The sequence below is a fragment of the Granulicella sp. L56 genome (genome assembly GCF_009765835.1).
GTDB lineage: Bacteria > Acidobacteriota > Terriglobia > Terriglobales > Acidobacteriaceae > Edaphobacter.
Map to the genome: position 1 here is coordinate 2,431,380 of NZ_LMUS01000006.1, position 16,821 is coordinate 2,448,200.

Here is a 16,821-nt window from a genome sequence, read left to right on the forward strand (position 1 = left end):
GTCTGCCCAGCGTATTGAATACCGCCTTCGGACTCAAGTATCTTGGAATGATTCTGCAAAGCAGATGCACCCTGGTGGAAGGAACGTCGAACAATGAAGCGACGAGTCTGCTCCTACGATATGTTCGCCGTCCCTGACCCTTCTTTCGTCCTGAAGGATTCGGGCGGGGAGATGCACTTCTGCAATTTGCGATGCTTCTGTGTCTGGTCGGTGGGGCTGGCGACGCGGCCGAACCTGTCTGAAGAAGCTAGATCGGATACTTATACGTTGACCACCCCATCGGGTGAACAACATCGGTTCACCGGGATTGTGAATGTAGCGCGGTGGGCTACGGCTCTTGCTTTTGAAGAAAAACATAGCGCTAGTGAAACGGCATAGCGAGAAAAGGGATCAAGGGGAAAACCGAAGGGGTATGTCCTCTTGCGCTCGGACCGCAGGGGGCCGCTCTGCGGCGGTTCCCCCCTGAAGTGGGCGGATTTCTATAGTACCTGGGCGGTCATGCTGAGTAGGACAGTGCGGACGCTCGTTCCTGAACTGATGAAGGTATGGGCAGGAAGCTCCTGCCATACTCCACCGTGAGCCTCCACGACAGGCCGCAGCTTCTCATTTTAACGTGGGCCGTTGGCGCATATTGCGACGAGTCGGCCTCCCGGCTTCAGATGTTTGAGCGCATGGCTAATGTGCTTGATGTCGGCTCCATCGGCGAACGGTGGATTCATAACAATCCGGTCCCACTGGTTTCCAAGGCCGTCGACTTCAAGAAAATCTCCTTGTAGTACGTTCTTGCAAATGCCCGCGGCTTTGTCCTCGGGTGGGTTGATGGTCTGCGATAGAAGTTCGCAGAGTTGGGAATTGATTTCAACCGCGAAGACCTGGGCGGTCGGGTGGGCGGCTGTGATCGCCTTGCAAAGAACACCGGTCCCTGCACTCGGTTCCAGGACCCGATGGCCGGGCTCGATCTGGGCAAGCTCGACCATATGAGCGGCAAGATGCGGTGGAGTAGGGAAGAGCTGAGGTGCTGAGACGACACGAACACCACCTTTGAGAGTTTCCCGCATGGCCTCGATCTGGCCGCCGAGTGTGAAGGGGCCGACCTTCGCCCCCGGCTGTGCCTTCGCCGTCACCTCCGCAAGGAGTTGGTCTTGCCGTTCTTTCGAGACTCCCTTAGCGTCCCAGATGCGACGTAATGCAGCTTCGGGGTCTTCCTGTTGCGGCTCCTCTAGCGGTGGTTTCACAAGAAAGAAGCCGATGCCCTCGGCGGATTCAGTCAAGCAGCCAGCGTCACGCTTCTCCTGCACCTCGGCGGCGCTCATGACTGCGGCGAGCTTGTCGAAGGGTATGATTCGGGTGAAGCTTCTTCCCCCATTGCCATAGGTGTCCAGAATGCTGACAGAAACCTTGTTGACCTTCTGGATGTACGACCATCCGCCACGCGGCGAAGCCCAGCATCGGCATGCGCCACCTTTCTCCGGTCTGGTCCTGTCGGCGATGATGCCGCCGTTCTCGCCGCCGAGCATGGCTCGCTGGTAGGCGATGCGGTTTTCATAGTGCTGAAGCCAACGATTCGCCCCATGAATCACTCGCTTATGGAAAGGGATGCAAATCGAGATTGCCTGGGTCACGTCGATAAGGCCGGAGGCCAAGCCGCTATAGATGCTGCTTGCGCCTTCGTAGGTAGAGGCTGGGTACTGGTCTTTCTTGTAATAGACGGTCACATGGTCAAAGTTGGCGATGGTGCGGGCCTGCGCTTCGGTGAGTTCTTCGCGACTCCACGCCTTCAGAAACTTTTGCGATTCGGCGATAGTGCGCTCCTGCCTGCGCTTATCGGCTTCAAGCGTCTTGATACGGCGGGCGCGAACATCGGGCCGCTCTTTGTATTTGGCATGACGGACAGCACCAGCGGCGCGGTCGGTCCAATACTTCGACGTGTTCCACATCTTGATTGCTTTACGCATCCCAGACTCGATCCGCTCGGCGTCCTTGCGGGCGCGGCGCTCGGAGTGGTGGCCTACAAGGATGGGCTGGCCGTAAGGGATTCCATCCGCGATAGCAGAGACGGCGGTATGTGCTCGATCTGCATCCTCGGCTCGCTTGTCGCTGTATTCGCTGAAGCGTTCGCTTCGTTCCTCGGCCCGCTCGACCAGGGTTCTATCTTCATCGTCGATCTCTCCGCACATTTCAAGGAGAAGATCTTCACGGTGCGGTGTCCACATGGGCGCATAGAAAAGCTCTTGTTTCGGAGCGTAAGAAAACCCTGCTTCCTTCACTCGTGCATAGGTCTCGGCATCGAGACGGCCGGAGCTGTAGAGCCTGAGTTTGTTGTCTTCGGGGGAGTAGGTCGCGGTGTAGCTCATGCGGGGTGTCTCCTTGAATTGAGTTCGTTTGGGGGTGTCGATGGGGTACCGGGCTAGATGATTCCTGCTGCTCGCATGAAGGAAGGGCAGCCGTGCGGGCAAGTGCCGTCCGGCTCTACTTCGCATTGCTCCTCGCAGAGAGCGGTTGCGTTCTCGTCTCCGAACATGACCGCGCTCACCATGTCTTCAAAGCTGCGGCCCTGCTTCTTCAACATCTCGGAAAGGGTGATTCGGTATGGGTTTGGCATTCTGTCAGTCCTCCCTTTTTTGAATGGCTGTGCTGTGTTTGCTCACAAACACGCCTTGGCCCTGGCCCACGCCAGCAGGGGCGGCAAGTGCAAGAGGAGGGGTCTCCACCCTTGGAACGGAGCGGTAGCGGAGTGGAAGGGGCGGAGCGCAGCGGAGGTCTGCACAAGCGCAGCGCGGAAGATTGGGGTGCCTCTTGTCGCGCGCCAGGGACGGAGTCCCTCAGGAGGCATGGTCACCTTGCTCCAGCGCGTAGCGCAGAGACTGCTTTCGTCGTGGTTCCGGCTTCTAGAGGTGGGCGTTGCGGGCGGGAAAGGCCCGCAGAGGTTGGTGATGGAAGACAGCAGGGCCGGCCGAAATCCGGGAGGAGACATCATCCCTCATTGGCCACGCATTTTGCTTAGGATCTATACTCCAATTCGAGGTGGCGAGAATGGGTGAATGGGCGAGACTACTTGGGGATGCGCGAGCTTGGTTGATGGTGGGAGCCTTGGCGATGGTTGGATTCGTATGGCTAATTCGGCGTTAGGCAATTCTTCTGATACTTAGCAACTACCGAAGACTCTGCAAAAAATAGTGACGCCGTCCGAATCGGTGGCGAACTCAGGAAACTGACATAATCCTGATTCATTGCAAACTCAACTACAATCAAGGGCGACCCGAGCAAGGAGCCCAAGTCTCTCTTATGCAGACCTTTAACAAGCGTTTTAGCGTTATCGCCGGCTTCGGACTGTTGGTGATCATATTGACAGCAAACGCCATTATTACCAGGCGCCAACTCGGCGTGCAGGTCGAGAATCAGGTATGGGTGGCGCATACCAGACAAGTTCTGTTCGAGCTGGCTCAAACAGAGTCCATACTCAAGGACGCTGAAACAGGCCAACGTGGTTTCCTCTACACGGGGGATCCGAAATACCTGGCACCATATAATCTCGCCATTGGTCAGGTGGGGCCAAACATAGACAAGTTGGCGAATATGACCGCCGACAATCCCCGTCAACAGGCCCACATATCCGCGTTGCGTAATCTTGCGCAGGCGAAGGTGATCGAACTCGCCCAAACGATCACGCTATATCGATCGGGCAGAACCGAAGAAGCCAAAGCGCTCGTTTTATCCGATGCGGGTCTGTTTACGATGAACAACATCCGAAAGCTGACCAGCGAAATGGGAGAAGAAGAGACCTCCCTGGAAGCCGTCCGGTCCGCCGCCTATCAAAAGAGCATTCGGGTAACGACAGTCTGCATCTATTTAGCCAGTTTCATTGCGGCTTTGGGCCTGATTTTTCTTGCGTATTACATACTCCGCGAAATGGAGCTTCGCCAACGGCATGCCCGCCAAATATTGGAGCGTGAAGAATGGTTCAGGGTGACGTTGACAAGCCTTGGCGACGCGGTGATCGCGACCGATGAACAAGGCCAGGTAACCTTTCTGAATCCATTAGCGGAGCAACTGACCGGAAGGAATCTGGAGTACGCCAGGGGAAGGCCCATTCAGGAAGTCTTCCCCATCTTCAATGAGTCCACACACCACATAGTAGAAAACCCGGTGAAGAAAGTGATGGAACTAGGTCGAATTGTGGGTCTCGCAAATCATACCGTGCTGCGCAACGCTAATGGAAACCTGATTCCAATTGAGGATAGCGCGGCGCCCATCCGCGATGCCGATCACAAACTGATCGGAGTCGTTCTGGTCTTCCGCGACGCAACCCTTGAACGCAAGTCGCAAGAAGTCTTGCGTAAGACTGAAAAGCTGGCCGCTGCAGCCCGTCTGGCGGCAACCGTCGCCCACGAAATTAACAATCCGCTGGAGGCGATCGGCAATCTGCTCTACATCACAAAGGGGATGGCTGGCCTTCCCGCCGAGGCTGCCGAACAACTGACGCTCGCGGAAGATGAAGTCGCTCGCATCTCGCACATCGCCCGTCAGACGCTTGGGTTCTACCGTGAATCCAACGTACCAGATCAAGTGGAAATACCTGCTCTTGTGGATTCCGTCCTCAACATCTACTCAAATAAGTTCAAGACCAAGAACATTACGCTTCAACGTGAATTTGGAGACTGCCCACCTATTCGGGGTTTGGCTGGGGAACTGAAACAAGCCATAGCGAATCTGATTTCAAATGCCGCCGACGCTGTCAGTCACAATGGGACGATACGAGTCAAATTGGAATGCGTTGAAACCTCTAATGGCCAGCTCGTTCAGGTGTTGATCGAGGATGACGGGCCTGGCATCGGAGCTGAACAGAGAGACCGAATCTTTGAGCCGTTCTTCACCACCAAGAAGGACGTCGGCACTGGTCTCGGATTATGGGTGACCAAAGAAATTATAGACAGACATGGGGGAAGCATCGAGGTCCATTCCCGAGAAGATAAGCATACTTCTGGCGCCATATTCAATGTCCTTCTACCGAGCGCTCCCAAGTTAGAGAATCCGGCGCAAGAGAGCTGACCTGCCCACCGCTATCAGGTGGAACATCCGAAGAGGTTCTACCCCGCTCAAAATCCGGACGGTTGTTGGATACTTCGCAAATACTCCTTCAGACGAGTGCCTTCGCATGGTCACTTGAGAACGATGATTAATCCCTCAGAAGCTCTCATATTGATCAAACCACTCACTTCTTGCCCCGCTCGGTCAAGGTACGTCGATGCGAGGATAGTCCCCGTTTCCACCGTCATTGTCGCCGGGTCTGAGCCAATGTTCAGCAACACGATAATGCGCTGCTTATCATCTATGCGCTGATAGCTCAACATGTTCTTTTCAACGGTAATAGACTGCAGCGCACCACTCACTAACGTCAAATTGCTGCGCCGCAGATTGATTAGATTGCGATAGAGCTGCAGAATTGACGCAGGATCATGCTCCAGTGTTGCGACGTTCACCGCTTCATGATCGCCGATAGGAAGCCAGGGTCGCCCCGTGGTGAATCCAGCCGAGGGAGAGCCGTTCCATAGCATCGGAGTTCGTTCCGGGTCGCGGCCCAAACTGAGTCCCGGTTCGTTTTTCTCCGCAGGATCTTGCACCTGCTCGGGAGGAATCGACACGTTCGTCATCCCAATTTCCTCGCCGTAGTACATCGTTAGGGTTCCGGGAAGAGTGAGAAGCAACATCGCCGCGACAGGTGCCTGGGACTTTCCAACCCTGCTAGCGATGCGGGCATTATCATGATTTCCCAAAACCCAATTGGGCCATGCGCCCTTTGGCAGGGCGGCGTGGTAATCAGATATGACCTGCTTCACCGCTTCAGCGGTCCATGCGCATTGCAGCAGGTGGAAGTTGAATGGCAGGTTCGCCCCTTTGAGATCTCTTCCGTAGTACGACATCAACTGTGCCACGGGTAAATAAATCTCTCCAATCAGCACGCGCTGTGGAAACTCATCGACCACCGCTCGCATTCTGGCCACGAGGTCGTGAACCTCAGGTCGGTCCGAGTTATATATCGGCAACTGGCGGTGACTGGAGGGCTGGCCTAAGCGATAACCGGGGTTTGGCGGGTTATCGCGAAATAGGTCGTCCTTGATCATCAGCCACATAACGTCAACGCGAAAGCCATCCACACCTCGTCGCAGCCAGAACCTCAAGACATCAAACATAGCGGATTGCACGGCAGGGTTGCGCCAGTTGAGGTCGGGCTGTTGCTTGAGGAATGAATGGTAGTAGTACTGTCCGGTTGTTTCGTCCCGTTCCCAGCCGGAGCCGCCGAAGTTGCTTAACCAATTATTCGGTTCATCGCGCCACAGGTACCAATCTCGCTTCGGATTATCGCGAGAGCACCGGCTCTCCAGAAACCAGGGATGCTGATCAGAGGTGTGATTCGGCACAAAATCGAGAATCATCTTCAGACCGCGGCGATGAACCTCCGCGAACAGGCGATCAAAGTCCTCCATTGTCCCAAAGATGGGATCTATTCCATAATAATCGGCGACGTCGTATCCGAAATCGGCCATGGGTGACGGATAGATCGGCGAGATCCAGATCGCATTGATGCCAAGCTCTACCAGATAGTCGAGACGCCGCGGAATTCCGTTCAGGTCACCAATGCCATCGCCATCGCTATCTTGAAAAGAACGCGGGTAGATTTCGTATATAACTCCGTGCTGCCACCAGGTCAACCCTTGCATCTCATCAATCACTCCTGAAGATTTATTTTCTAACGGAAGGTTGCTCGCATGATCAATGACCTTTGGTACAAGAACGCGGTCATCTACTGTCTCTCCGTTGCTACTTATATGGATGCAAACGGCGACGGGGTCGGTGACTTTAAGGGCCTGATGCGTCGCCTGGATTATCTGCAAGGAATGGGTGTAACAGCAATCTGGCTAATGCCGTTTCAGCCGTCTCCCTGTAAAGATGACGGCTATGATGTAGCCGACTACTACGGTGTCGATCCGCGATACGGCTCACTCGGTGATTTTGTGGAATTTGCCGAAGGCTGTAAGCAGCGTGGGATGCGCGTCCTTATCGACCTCGTTGTGAATCATACTTCGAACGAGCATCCATGGTTTAAGGAGGCCTGCCGCGATCCACAATCGAAATACCGAGATTGGTATGTGTGGTCTAACAAGAAACCGAAGAACGCGGCTTCGGGAGTGGTGTTCCCTGGAGTGCAGAAGTCCACATGGAACTACGAGAAGACTGCGAAAGCATATTACTTCCATCGCTTTTATGACTTTCAGCCGGACCTTAATACGACCAACCCAGAGGTGCAGGCAGAGATCCTGAAGATTATGGGCTTCTGGTTGCAGTTGGGTGTCTCGGGCTTCCGCATGGATGCGGTTCCCTTTGTCATCGCCCAAAAGGGCGCCGAGCTCAAAAAGCCCGGCGAACAATATGACATGTTGAGGACGTTCAGTGAATTCCTGACCTGGCGGAAAGGGGACGCAATCATTCTTGCGGAGGCCAATGTCCTGCCGGACACAGATCTAAAATACTTTGGCGAGTTCGGGGAACGGTTGCAAATGATGTTTAATTTCGCCGTCAATCAACATCTGTTCTTTGCGCTGGCCAGCAGCGACTCGAGGCCGCTGGTCAAAGCGATGCAGACCACAAAGCCTCGTCCGGCTACTGCACAATGGGGGCAGTTCCTGCGCAACAACGACGAACTCGACCTCGGCCGTCTCAGTGACAAGCAGCGTGAGACTGTCTTCGCGGCGTTTGGTCCGGATAAGAATATGCAGCTTTATCAACGCGGGATTCGGCGGCGACTCCCACCCATGTTACAGGGAGACCGCCGACGGTTGGAGCTCGCTTACAGTTTGATGATGACCCTGCCAGGCACCCCGGTGATTCGCTATGGCGACGAGATAGGAATGGGAGACGATCTTAGCCTCCCGGAGCGAAACTGCGCTCGTACACCAATGCAGTGGTCAACCGAGCCGAATGCGGGCTTCACGACAAGTGACAAGCCCATCATGCCGGCGATCAGCGAAGGCCCCTACAGCTTTCAGCATGTCAATGTAGCAGCTCAGCGTCGCGAGCCAAACTCACTTCTGAATTGGATGGAACGTATCATTCGCATGCGTAAAGAGGTACCTGAGATTGGCTGGGGAGATTTTTCATTCATCCCCATGAAAACACCTCGGGTTTTGGCCATGCGCTACGCTTGGCGCAACAATTCGGTGGTATGTATGCATAACTTGAGTGGCGAGCCTCAGGAAGTTCAGTTCTCGATGCGCGCAGAAGACGAAAAGGAATGCACTCTTGTGAACCTTCTGTCTGAAGACCATAGCTACCCTGAGAAGAATGGTAAGCACTCCATCTTGTTCGAGCCTTATGGCTACCGGTGGTTTCGTATTTGCGGTTTGGATTATCTACTAAAACGTTCAGAAACGCTAAGCTAAATTAATGTAGAACCCTTCGGGAATATCCATCATTGAGGTCATCTTTACTCCCTACGAACCTTTACCCGGTCTCCGGGTTTGGTACATGAGACAACTTCAGCCATCTTTTAGTTCTACAACATTTCTGAACAGAAGATGAATGCCCAGAACCGTACCGAGCGAGAGAAAAGCGCGGTCAGCGTACCCTAGAAGGAGTGACCAAGGAGAGCGCATGCCCGATATAAAACCTGTAGTTTTTGTCGTCGATGATGAAGCGGTGATCGCGCAGACACTTGCCATTATTTTGAATCAGGCGGGATTTCAGGCGAGTGCCTACGATCACCCGAACAAGGCTATTGCCGCCCGTGCGGAACTGGTTCCCGATCTTCTTATCAGTGACGTGATGATGCCGGGCATGAGTGGCATTGAGTTGGCGGTTCACTTCCGCCAGGCGCAGCCCGAATGCAAAGTGCTCCTGTTCTCTGGGCAGACTGCAACGGCGGATCTGCTGGAAAAGGCTCGCGAACAGGGATACGATTTCGATCTACTCTCCAAGCCGGTGCATCCCGCCGATCTTTTGGCGAAGCTACGCAATTGAAAGTCGACCGTTTGGTTGTCAGGTAGACAACGCGCCCGGTGCTTACGAACTCGACTAATTGTGGCAAACCAACCTTTGGCCACCAAATCTCCTCAGATAGCTATGGACTCGCCTCTTGTACCTCGCGAATCCTTTGAGGACGAAGGTCAGAAGCTCAAAGTCTGCGAAGAAAATCTGAAGCGCTATCACCAGCTCGCCTTGGCGGGGAGACTGGTTGGCGCGACAATGCACGAAGTCAACAATCGCCTGGCAGCCCTGACCAATCTCATCTTTCTGGCAAGGACTCTTTCCGAGCCTCCGAATCCGAGTATTGAGTACCTGGATGAGGCCGACCTCCAGCTCCGAAATTTGGGAGAGATCACATCCAGAAGTCTTGCCTTCATCCGCGTGGAAGTCGATCCTAAGGAAGTTGACTTAGTAGAGCTAGCGACATCGGCTTTACGTCTTCACGAGCAGCAAATTGCAAAGAAGCGAATCCAGGTTCAGACCCGTTCCGCCGAATCGGCTGCGGCGGTTGTGAAAAGGGGCGAGATGTATCAGGTCCTCACCAACCTGCTTCTCAATGCAATCGAAGCGCTGCCGCATTCAGGAGACCTACACATACGGGTCGCTCTTCATTCGCCAAACGCGACGATCACGATTGCTGACAATGGACCCGGAATCCCCGAATCGATGCGAAGCACTCTTTTTGACTCGTTCAAAAGTGGAAGAATGGATGGAAATGGGCTTGGTCTCTGGATCGTGCGTGAAATCGTTCATTCCCACGGAGGCACGATTCGCTATCGGAGCAGCGGTTTACAAGGAAAGAGTGGAACGGTCTTTCGCGTAACTCTTCCGACGCGCAAGACCTAAGTGTCAGTCTCGGTCAGCAACACAACCGGCGGAGATGGTGCCCTTAGTTGTTACTGCACTGTCCACAAAAGGTTCGATGCGCACCGCCATGTCAGACTGCTCTTGAGGAAGGGTACGAGTAAAGTTCGTTTCAGCCTTGCCGTGGCGCTCGAAAAGTTAGTCTCAATCTGACGCATTAGTACCGCGCGGCTCCGTCCGTGCTCGATGGCCGCATGCGCGTACCATCCGCGCTCCAGACCCGCGGGTACACGCAAAATTTGAATATTGTGTCCCCAAGGTAATTTGGCAACAAGCTGTTGCACAATTGAAGTATCGGGCCACTCTCTCGCTTTGTCTCGCATATTGCGCAGGTTACGTGATCCCAACCCTTCTATTCCCGGGAATTCTCGCACCCTAGCTCTGAATCGCATCCCCGTCGAGAAATAGATGACTTGCGAAATACGGCTGCAGAAGCAAAGGGCAACTCTGGTTCCCCTCATTTGGCTTCATTTTGAGAGAGCGCTCTAGGCTATTCCCGTTTTCTTGTAAAATCAAACGGGTCTTACACGATTTCAGTTACATGCAAGATGGGAGTACGAATGCCGAAGGTATTGGACGCAGTTCGAAAGAATCAAGGAGCCGTGCTCGACGGATGGCTACAGAGCCTTAAAACCGGAATCCGCAGACGTGATTTGATAGATGAACGTGAACTCAAGTCGCAGGCTGGAGAAGTTCTTGCAACCATCTGTGCTGCTCCACCGGATACACCGCTCGACGATCTCAGTGTCGCGGCCTGGCAACCTCTGAGAGACCTTCTGGCCAGTCTTTCGGCGTCTCGGGCAGTTCAAGGGTTCACTCCGTCGGAAACTGCAGTGTTTGTGCTCTCGCTCAAGACTCCTTTATTCAGTCTGGTTCGTGACCAAAAGGGAGACAACGCTGACCAACTCTACGCGGAGATGACCGCGACAGGCGACTTCATCGACAAGCTTGCGCTGCACACGACGGATAGCTTCATCCATGGTCGCGACCAGGTGATTGCTCGCCAGCAGGAAGAGATGCTCGAGCTTTCCACTCCCGTGGTGACGCTTTGGGATGGGATCGTCGCACTTCCACTGATTGGCACGCTGGACAGCGCACGTACGCAGGTCGTTATGGAGTCGTTGCTTCAGGCGATTGTCCAAACAAACTCGCGATTTGCGATTATTGATATTACAGGGGTGCCGACCGTAGACACACTGGTCGCGCAGCACTTGCTGAAAACCATTACCGCAGCACGGCTGATGGGCGCGGAGTGCATTTTGAGCGGAATACGTCCGCAGATCGCGCAGACGATCGTCCACCTCGGAATCAACCTCGAAGATGTCATCACTAAAGCTAAACTGTCCGACGCTTTCAAACTCGCATTGGAACGCAGCGGTCGCGCGGTTACGCGTGTGGCTAAGGTCAACGCTTCGATACCGTCCGGGGCGCGGGAGCTGTAATGGAACGAATTCCAATCTTGCGGATGGGTAACTTTCTTCTCGTCACCATTCAGGTCGATATGCACGACAAACTGGCACTTACGCTGCAGGATGATCTAACAGCGAAGATTGCGGATGTTGGCGCCAAAGGCGTTCTGATCGACATTTCATCGCTCGAGATCGTGGACTCCTTTATTGGAAGAACGCTGGCAAACATTGCATCCATGGCGAGAGTCCTGGATGCTCAGACGGTGGTCGTCGGCATGCAGCCGGCGGTGGCTATAACGCTCGTGGAACTGGGGATGTCTTTGCCGGGTATTCGGACCGCGCTGAATGTTGAGTCAGGCATGCAATACCTCCATGAGACAGCTACAGCTTACGGAGACAGCGAGGATTATGACGGGGACAGTGAGTAAAACTGAAAGGCTCCCCATCAAAGATTCTTCAGATGTGGTGTTTGTGAGACAACGGGTCCGGGTCTGGGCGACGAACTTAAAACTCAGCCTGGTCGACCAGACAAAAATCGTTACAGCTGCCAGCGAACTGGGACGCAATACTCTTGAGCACGGCGGCGGCGGAGAACTCGAAATTGCGGAAGTCGTTGATGGCGTCCGTAAGGGCATCCGGTTGAGCTTCTCCGATAAGGGCCCCGGAATCGCCGACATTAAGCAAGCTCTTACAGATGGATTCACCAGCAAACAGGGCATGGGATTAGGGCTTGGCGGTAGTAAACGGCTCATGAACGAATTCGACATTAAAACTGCTCCTGGCGAAGGAACTACTGTCACTGTGACCCGATGGAAATGAGAAAAAGAGCGGGCATCGTGCTGTCGGTAACTGCTGGCGACTCCAGTCAGGTTGGTCATGCACGCCGCCAGGCTGTCGCGATGGCGGCGGCTATGGGATTCAGCGAACTGAGACAAGGCCAGCTCGGAATCATCATCACCGAAGCTGCCGGGAACATCGCGGCTCATGCCCAGCAAGGAGAAATCGTCTTAACTCCATGGCAGTTTCAGAAAGACATTGGGATCGATGTGCTGGCGCTGGATAGTGGAAAAGGTATAGCGGACATCGGGCGTTCGCTGGAGGACGGATATTCGACTGCCGGGACGCCGGGCCAAGGGCTGGGAGCGATGTCTCGTCTTTCGTCTACGCTCCAGATTTATTCGTCACCCGGTAAGGGAACTGCGTTGCTTGCAAGGGTGGTTCAGGAGTCGGCGTCAGCTGAAGTTGTTGCTAATGATTATGCTCTTGGAGCAGTGTCGTTGCCGATTGCCGGTGAAACGGCCTGCGGCGACGCCTGGAATGCTGTTTATACTCCCGGCCGAAGCATCTACATCGTTGCCGATGGTTTGGGGCACGGGCCGTCGGCGGCAGAGGCCTCAGCAGAAGCCATCCGTATCTTTGCGGAATCGGCGCACCTTTCACCTGCCCGCATCCTGGCGGATGCCCATGGCGCTCTCGCCAAGACTCGCGGAGCGGCAGTCTCGATCGCCGAGATTGACCACACCAAGGGGCTGTTAAACTACGCTGGGGTAGGCAACGTTGCCGGAGCAATCCTTCAAGGTTCCAAGACGCGTAGCATGATTTCAATGAACGGAACTCTTGGTCACACTATCGGGCGTATTCAACAGTTCGCCTACCCGTGGGAAAAGAATTCCTCGCTCATCATGCACTCAGACGGCCTCGCAACTCGATGGAGTTTTGAGCAATATCCCGGGCTTTCTGTGCGTCACCCGGCCCTGCTAGCGGGAGTGCTTTACAGGGACTTTTGCAGGAAGCGTGATGATGTCACAATACTTATCACGCGTATATAGCCATGGAAAACCGCTATGAATTCCCACTTCTGACGATTCCCTTGCGGCACGACAGACATGTTGTGCACGCGCGTCAACGCGCCCGCGATATTGCCGCCGAATTGGGTTTCGAGCATCAGGATCAAATTCGTCTTGCAACGGCCGCTTCGGAGCTCGCGAGGAATGCTTTTCGTTATGCCGAAAGCGGTGCAGTTGCCTTTTCTGTGACGAAATCCACCCCGCAGGTCTTCATCATTTCAGTGACTGACAAGGGGCACGGAATACCCAACCTTGCGGAGATTCTTGACGGTCGATATATCTCCAAAACTGGCCTGGGCATGGGTTTGATCGGTACTAAGCGCCTGATGGATCACTTTCACATCACAGCGACCGGGATTGGTACGGAGGTTGAATGTGGCAAAATTCTTCCCTCTATTTCCCGTGAGGTGACGTTGCCTCGCGTCAAGACCATCTCGGCGAAGCTTGCCGGTGGCAACGCGGTTGATCCCTTCGACGAGATCGAGCGGCAGAACCAGGAGTTACTGAAGACGCTTGCGGAACTCAAGGAAAAGCAGGACCAACTTGCGTCTCTGAATCAGGAGTTGGAAGACACCAATCGCGGCGTCGTGGCCCTTTACGCAGAATTAGAACAACACGCGGACGATCTACGCAGGGTGTCGGATCTCAAGACAAGTTTCCTATCCAATCTTTCTCATGAGTTCAGAACTCCCCTAAACTCAATCTCCTCGCTTAGTCGTTTACTGATCGGTCGTACGGACGGTGACCTCTCAACAGAGCAGGAGAAGCAGGTAACGTACATTCAGCGTTCGGCTGCTGATTTGTCCGAATTAGTCAATGACCTCCTCGACCTTGCAAAGGTAGAGGCCGGGAAGGTCGATGTGAAGCCAAGACTGTTTGAAGTAAGTGAGTTTTTCGGTGCTCTGAGAGGCATGCTGAAACCGCTCCTGGCCGGAAATAGCCTCGACCTCATTTTCGAGTCAGCCTCAGATATCCCCACGTTATTTACTGACGAAGGCAAGGTATCTCAGATCCTACGTAACCTTATCTCCAACGCGCTCAAATTCACCCGCAAAGGTCATATCCGAGTGACGGCAGAAGGTGCTGCCGAAGGCCAGGTAATCTTTCGGGTCTCCGATACCGGCATCGGTATTTCAACTGAGGATCTCGAACGCATTTTCGAAGAGTTTGTTCAAATCGAAGGCGAGCTTCAAAGCCAGGTCAAAGGTACAGGGCTCGGTTTGCCGCTGTCGCGGAGGTTGGCCGGACTTCTGGGTGGAACTTTAGACGTCGAGAGTTCGCCAGGTCTGGGTTCGACCTTTGTGTTGAAAATTCCTGCCCGATTCGCTCAGTCTCAGCCGCAGGTAATAGCGCCTTCACCAATTGCCGAAGGGACTGGCGCTGCTATTCTTTTCATCGAGGACAACCGGGAAACAAGCTTCGTCCACCAGTCCGCTTTGAAAAATAGCAACTATCAAGCCGTTTTTGTTTCGAACATTCCAGAAGCGCGCATCGCGATGAAACAGATCAGACCCAGATTAGTGGTTTTGGATCGCTTGATCGACGAGAAGGATTGTCTTTATTACATTGATGAGCTGAAGGGCCAGGGATACAGCGGGCCGGTTCTCGTTGTCAGTGTGGTTGACGATGCGAAATCTGCGACGAATGCCGGAGCATCTGCGTTCCTCGCGAAGCCGGTGCCTCCGTTTACCTTACTGAATACCGTGCGCGAACTCATCGAAGAAGTACCCTCCAAGGCAATCCTTCTTGTCGATGATGATGAAGTGACGCGATATTTAGTAGGCGGTGCGCTGGCGAAAGTCGGTTACAGGATCCTCGAAGCTCATGGGGGCCGGGAAGCCGTCAAACTGATCTCCAGCGAAAATCCAGACGCGATCATTTTGGATATCGTAATGCCCGACATGACCGGCTTTGAAGTTTTGCGAGAAATACGCGGTGCGGCCCTATCCAAATCGATTCCAGTGATCGTGCACTCCTCTCGAGAGCTGTCTCAACAGGAAAGATTATTAATTGCAGATTTTGATGCTTTGATCTATTCCAAGCAGTCGTTCACAAAGCACGGTGGCCCTGAGGGTTTGGTGGAGTTGCTGCAATCGGCGGGAATCGGGGCTTGATCATGCCAAAGGATGCAATTCTTGTAGTGGACGATCGACCGGCTAATCGCTACACCGTCGCGCATGCGTTGAAGCGCGCCGGATACGATGTGATCGAAGCGGAAACCGGAACCGAGGCGTTAGAGCTGGCTAAGCAAATTCCTTCAGCCATCCTGCTTGATGTAAAGCTGCCCGATATTCTGGGCTATGACGTGTGTCGACGTCTCAAAGCGAACCCGCGGACGAGCCATATTCCTGTGCTGCAACTCTCGGCGGCTTTTGTCGACAACGAGAGCAGGGTCTATGCATTGGAAAGCGGAGCGGACGCCTATCTGACCCAGCCTGTCGAGCCAAATGTTCTCGTGGCGACCGTACGCTCCTTGGTCAAAACCCATGAAGCTGAATCTCTGGCTAAACTTCGTTCGAAGCAATGGCAGGCAACCTTCGATGCCTTAAGCGAAGGCGTCGCGGTGTTGGATGAGTCGGGCAAGATTCTGCGCTGCAATCGAGCGATGTCGGAGCTCTTGGAGCTTTCCTACGCCGAAATCGAAGGAAGAATGCTCGGCGAGATTGTCGATGGAGGTCTCACGTCGTTACTTGCTATTGATGATCAGGTTAAGCTCAAGGAAGTGGCACATGGCACTCGATATTTTCAAGCAAGGCTAGAACCGGTATTTCTCGATGACGAACCCACGGGGAGTATCCTGGTTCTTGCTGATTTCACCAGGAGACGGCTGGCCGAACATGCCGCGCTCATGAATGAACGACTCGCTGCAACGGGACGGATGGCACATACAATTGCCCATGAGATCAACAATCCTCTCGAAGCAATCACGAATCTTCTTTTCCTACTGGGAAATCCCCGGACAGGCCCAAAGGAGGCCGCGGAATATCTCTCGTCAGCGGAACAAGAGGTGGCACGTGTTTCGCGGATAGCTAAGCAAATTTTGACCTTTCATCGAGAGTCTGCATCTCCGATTTCGGTTGACCTCGGTAATCTCATGGAAGATGTTCTCGCTCTAAATAACCGCGCAATTGTCGAGAAGAACCTAGAAGTGTGTAAGGAATGGAGTTCGGGTATCTGCGTCGAGGCCTTCCCTGCACAACTTCGTCAGGTATTTTCAAACATCTTGCGTAATGCTATCGACGCGTCCAAAAGTGGAGACAAAATCCGCATCAGGATCTCCCGCTCCTTCCTGGGACACGATTTGGTCGAGAGGGGTGCGAGGGTGACTATAGCCGATAGTGGGATCGGTATTCCGACAGAAAATATTGCCCGCGTCTTTGACGCATTTTTTACGACTAAAGAACTGAAGGGAACAGGTGTCGGTTTGTGGCTGAGTTCCACGATCGTCCAGGAACACAGAGGACGAATTCAACTCAAAACTAGTGTCAGGCCGGACGGCAGTGGCACCTCCGTTTCAGTTCTCCTCCCGACAGAGCGACAGTCCGCTCCTGGCTACGGTAATGGCAGTGGGACGGGCGAACCGTAATAAGAGCGAAAAGGAGAGCAAACCAAAGCAAAATTGCTGAGGTTAATATCGGCAAATTCAAAGCCGCCGGATGGCAAGGAATAATGACAGATGG

Annotated in this window: 14 protein-coding genes; 10 read left to right on the forward strand and 4 right to left on the reverse strand. The window is 53.9% G+C overall.

Going from position 1 to position 16,821, the window contains the following annotated elements; all coding sequences use genetic code 11:
• Positions 1–608 precede the first annotated feature (608 nt).
• Both GSQ81_RS19885 and GSQ81_RS17890 read right to left on the reverse strand, forming a co-directional pair.
• A complete protein-coding gene (locus GSQ81_RS19885) occupies positions 609–2,354 on the reverse strand; it encodes a DUF3560 domain-containing protein (RefSeq protein ID WP_216846474.1) in 1,746 nt (581 codons plus the stop codon).
• Between the two features lie 53 nt (positions 2,355–2,407).
• Positions 2,408–2,602: a hypothetical protein gene (locus tag GSQ81_RS17890; RefSeq protein ID WP_158911974.1), complete on the reverse strand. Its 195-nt coding sequence runs from the start codon at positions 2,600–2,602 to the stop codon at positions 2,408–2,410.
• Between the two features lie 683 nt (positions 2,603–3,285).
• On the opposite strand from GSQ81_RS17890, the gene GSQ81_RS17895 reads away from it, so the two are divergent.
• Positions 3,286–5,049: a CHASE3 domain-containing protein gene (locus tag GSQ81_RS17895; RefSeq protein WP_158911975.1), complete on the forward strand. Its 1,764-nt coding sequence runs from the start codon at positions 3,286–3,288 to the stop codon at positions 5,047–5,049.
• Between the two features lie 110 nt (positions 5,050–5,159).
• Here the strand turns inward: GSQ81_RS17895 and GSQ81_RS17900 are convergent, their stop codons facing one another.
• Positions 5,160–6,719, reverse strand: coding sequence for an alpha-amylase family glycosyl hydrolase (locus GSQ81_RS17900; RefSeq protein ID WP_158911976.1), 1,560 nt, complete (start codon positions 6,717–6,719; stop codon positions 5,160–5,162).
• 48 nt (positions 6,720–6,767) lie between these two features.
• Between GSQ81_RS17900 and GSQ81_RS17905 the strand changes: the two genes are divergently transcribed.
• The 3 genes from GSQ81_RS17905 to GSQ81_RS17915 all read left to right on the forward strand — a co-directional run bounded on the left by GSQ81_RS17905 (position 6,768) and on the right by GSQ81_RS17915 (position 9,867).
• Entirely contained in the window at positions 6,768–8,438 is a 1,671-nt protein-coding gene (locus tag GSQ81_RS17905; RefSeq protein WP_158911977.1) for an alpha-amylase family protein, read from the forward strand.
• A gap of 211 nt (positions 8,439–8,649) precedes the next feature.
• The gene (locus GSQ81_RS17910) at positions 8,650–9,015 is read left to right on the forward strand and encodes a response regulator (RefSeq protein ID WP_158911978.1); all 366 of its coding nucleotides are present in this window, start codon (positions 8,650–8,652) and stop codon (positions 9,013–9,015) included.
• Between the two features lie 102 nt (positions 9,016–9,117).
• The gene (locus GSQ81_RS17915; protein WP_158911979.1) at positions 9,118–9,867 is read left to right on the forward strand and encodes a sensor histidine kinase; all 750 of its coding nucleotides are present in this window, start codon (positions 9,118–9,120) and stop codon (positions 9,865–9,867) included.
• 50 nt (positions 9,868–9,917) lie between these two features.
• On the opposite strand, the gene GSQ81_RS20390 is transcribed toward GSQ81_RS17915, so the two are convergent.
• Positions 9,918–10,346: a DUF1016 N-terminal domain-containing protein gene (locus GSQ81_RS20390; protein ID WP_371715340.1), complete on the reverse strand. Its 429-nt coding sequence runs from the start codon at positions 10,344–10,346 to the stop codon at positions 9,918–9,920.
• Between the two features lie 99 nt (positions 10,347–10,445).
• Here GSQ81_RS20390 and GSQ81_RS17925 point away from each other — a divergent pair, with 99 nt between their 5' ends.
• The 6 genes from GSQ81_RS17925 to GSQ81_RS17950 are packed head-to-tail and all read left to right on the forward strand — an operon-like array spanning position 10,446 to position 16,727.
• A complete protein-coding gene (locus tag GSQ81_RS17925) occupies positions 10,446–11,327 on the forward strand; it encodes an STAS domain-containing protein (RefSeq protein ID WP_158911981.1) in 882 nt (293 codons plus the stop codon).
• Complete coding sequence (locus GSQ81_RS17930) at positions 11,327–11,722, forward strand: STAS domain-containing protein (protein WP_121470348.1); 396 nt, start codon at positions 11,327–11,329, stop codon at positions 11,720–11,722. The genes GSQ81_RS17925 and GSQ81_RS17930 overlap by 1 nt, the downstream gene beginning before the upstream one ends.
• Complete coding sequence (locus GSQ81_RS17935; RefSeq protein WP_158911982.1) at positions 11,703–12,113, forward strand: anti-sigma regulatory factor; 411 nt, start codon at positions 11,703–11,705, stop codon at positions 12,111–12,113. The genes GSQ81_RS17930 and GSQ81_RS17935 overlap by 20 nt, the downstream gene beginning before the upstream one ends.
• Positions 12,110–13,123 carry a SpoIIE family protein phosphatase gene (locus tag GSQ81_RS17940; RefSeq protein ID WP_254060278.1) on the forward strand — a complete coding sequence of 338 codons (1,014 nt, stop codon included), beginning with the start codon at positions 12,110–12,112 and terminating at the stop codon, positions 13,121–13,123. Before GSQ81_RS17935 ends, GSQ81_RS17940 begins: the two co-directional genes overlap by 4 nt.
• Before the next feature lie 2 nt (positions 13,124–13,125).
• Positions 13,126–15,255 carry an ATP-binding protein gene (locus tag GSQ81_RS17945; protein ID WP_158911984.1) on the forward strand — a complete coding sequence of 710 codons (2,130 nt, stop codon included), beginning with the start codon at positions 13,126–13,128 and terminating at the stop codon, positions 15,253–15,255.
• Between the two features lie 2 nt (positions 15,256–15,257).
• Complete coding sequence (locus tag GSQ81_RS17950) at positions 15,258–16,727, forward strand: ATP-binding protein (protein WP_158911985.1); 1,470 nt, start codon at positions 15,258–15,260, stop codon at positions 16,725–16,727.
• The last annotated feature ends 94 nt before the right edge of the window (positions 16,728–16,821 follow it).

What these genes read in the sequence shown, in the direction of transcription:
- GSQ81_RS19885 (WP_216846474.1), bottom strand. Translation starts at nt 2,354, where the DNA reads ATGAGCTACACCGCGACCTACTCCCCCGAAGACAACAAACTCAGGCTC.
- GSQ81_RS17890 (WP_158911974.1), bottom strand. Translation starts at nt 2,602, where the DNA reads ATGCCAAACCCATACCGAATCACCCTTTCCGAGATGTTGAAGAAGCAG.
- GSQ81_RS17895 (WP_158911975.1), top strand. Translation starts at nt 3,286, where the DNA reads ATGCAGACCTTTAACAAGCGTTTTAGCGTTATCGCCGGCTTCGGACTG.
- GSQ81_RS17900 (WP_158911976.1), bottom strand. Translation starts at nt 6,719, where the DNA reads ATGCAAGGGTTGACCTGGTGGCAGCACGGAGTTATATACGAAATCTAC.
- GSQ81_RS17905 (WP_158911977.1), top strand. Translation starts at nt 6,768, where the DNA reads ATGATCAATGACCTTTGGTACAAGAACGCGGTCATCTACTGTCTCTCC.
- GSQ81_RS17910 (WP_158911978.1), top strand. Translation starts at nt 8,650, where the DNA reads ATGCCCGATATAAAACCTGTAGTTTTTGTCGTCGATGATGAAGCGGTG.
- GSQ81_RS17915 (WP_158911979.1), top strand. Translation starts at nt 9,118, where the DNA reads ATGGACTCGCCTCTTGTACCTCGCGAATCCTTTGAGGACGAAGGTCAG.
- GSQ81_RS20390 (WP_371715340.1), bottom strand. Translation starts at nt 10,346, where the DNA reads ATGAGGGGAACCAGAGTTGCCCTTTGCTTCTGCAGCCGTATTTCGCAA.
- GSQ81_RS17925 (WP_158911981.1), top strand. Translation starts at nt 10,446, where the DNA reads ATGCCGAAGGTATTGGACGCAGTTCGAAAGAATCAAGGAGCCGTGCTC.
- GSQ81_RS17930 (WP_121470348.1), top strand. Translation starts at nt 11,327, where the DNA reads ATGGAACGAATTCCAATCTTGCGGATGGGTAACTTTCTTCTCGTCACC.
- GSQ81_RS17935 (WP_158911982.1), top strand. Translation starts at nt 11,703, where the DNA reads ATGACGGGGACAGTGAGTAAAACTGAAAGGCTCCCCATCAAAGATTCT.
- GSQ81_RS17940 (WP_254060278.1), top strand. Translation starts at nt 12,110, where the DNA reads ATGAGAAAAAGAGCGGGCATCGTGCTGTCGGTAACTGCTGGCGACTCC.
- GSQ81_RS17945 (WP_158911984.1), top strand. Translation starts at nt 13,126, where the DNA reads ATGGAAAACCGCTATGAATTCCCACTTCTGACGATTCCCTTGCGGCAC.
- GSQ81_RS17950 (WP_158911985.1), top strand. Translation starts at nt 15,258, where the DNA reads ATGCCAAAGGATGCAATTCTTGTAGTGGACGATCGACCGGCTAATCGC.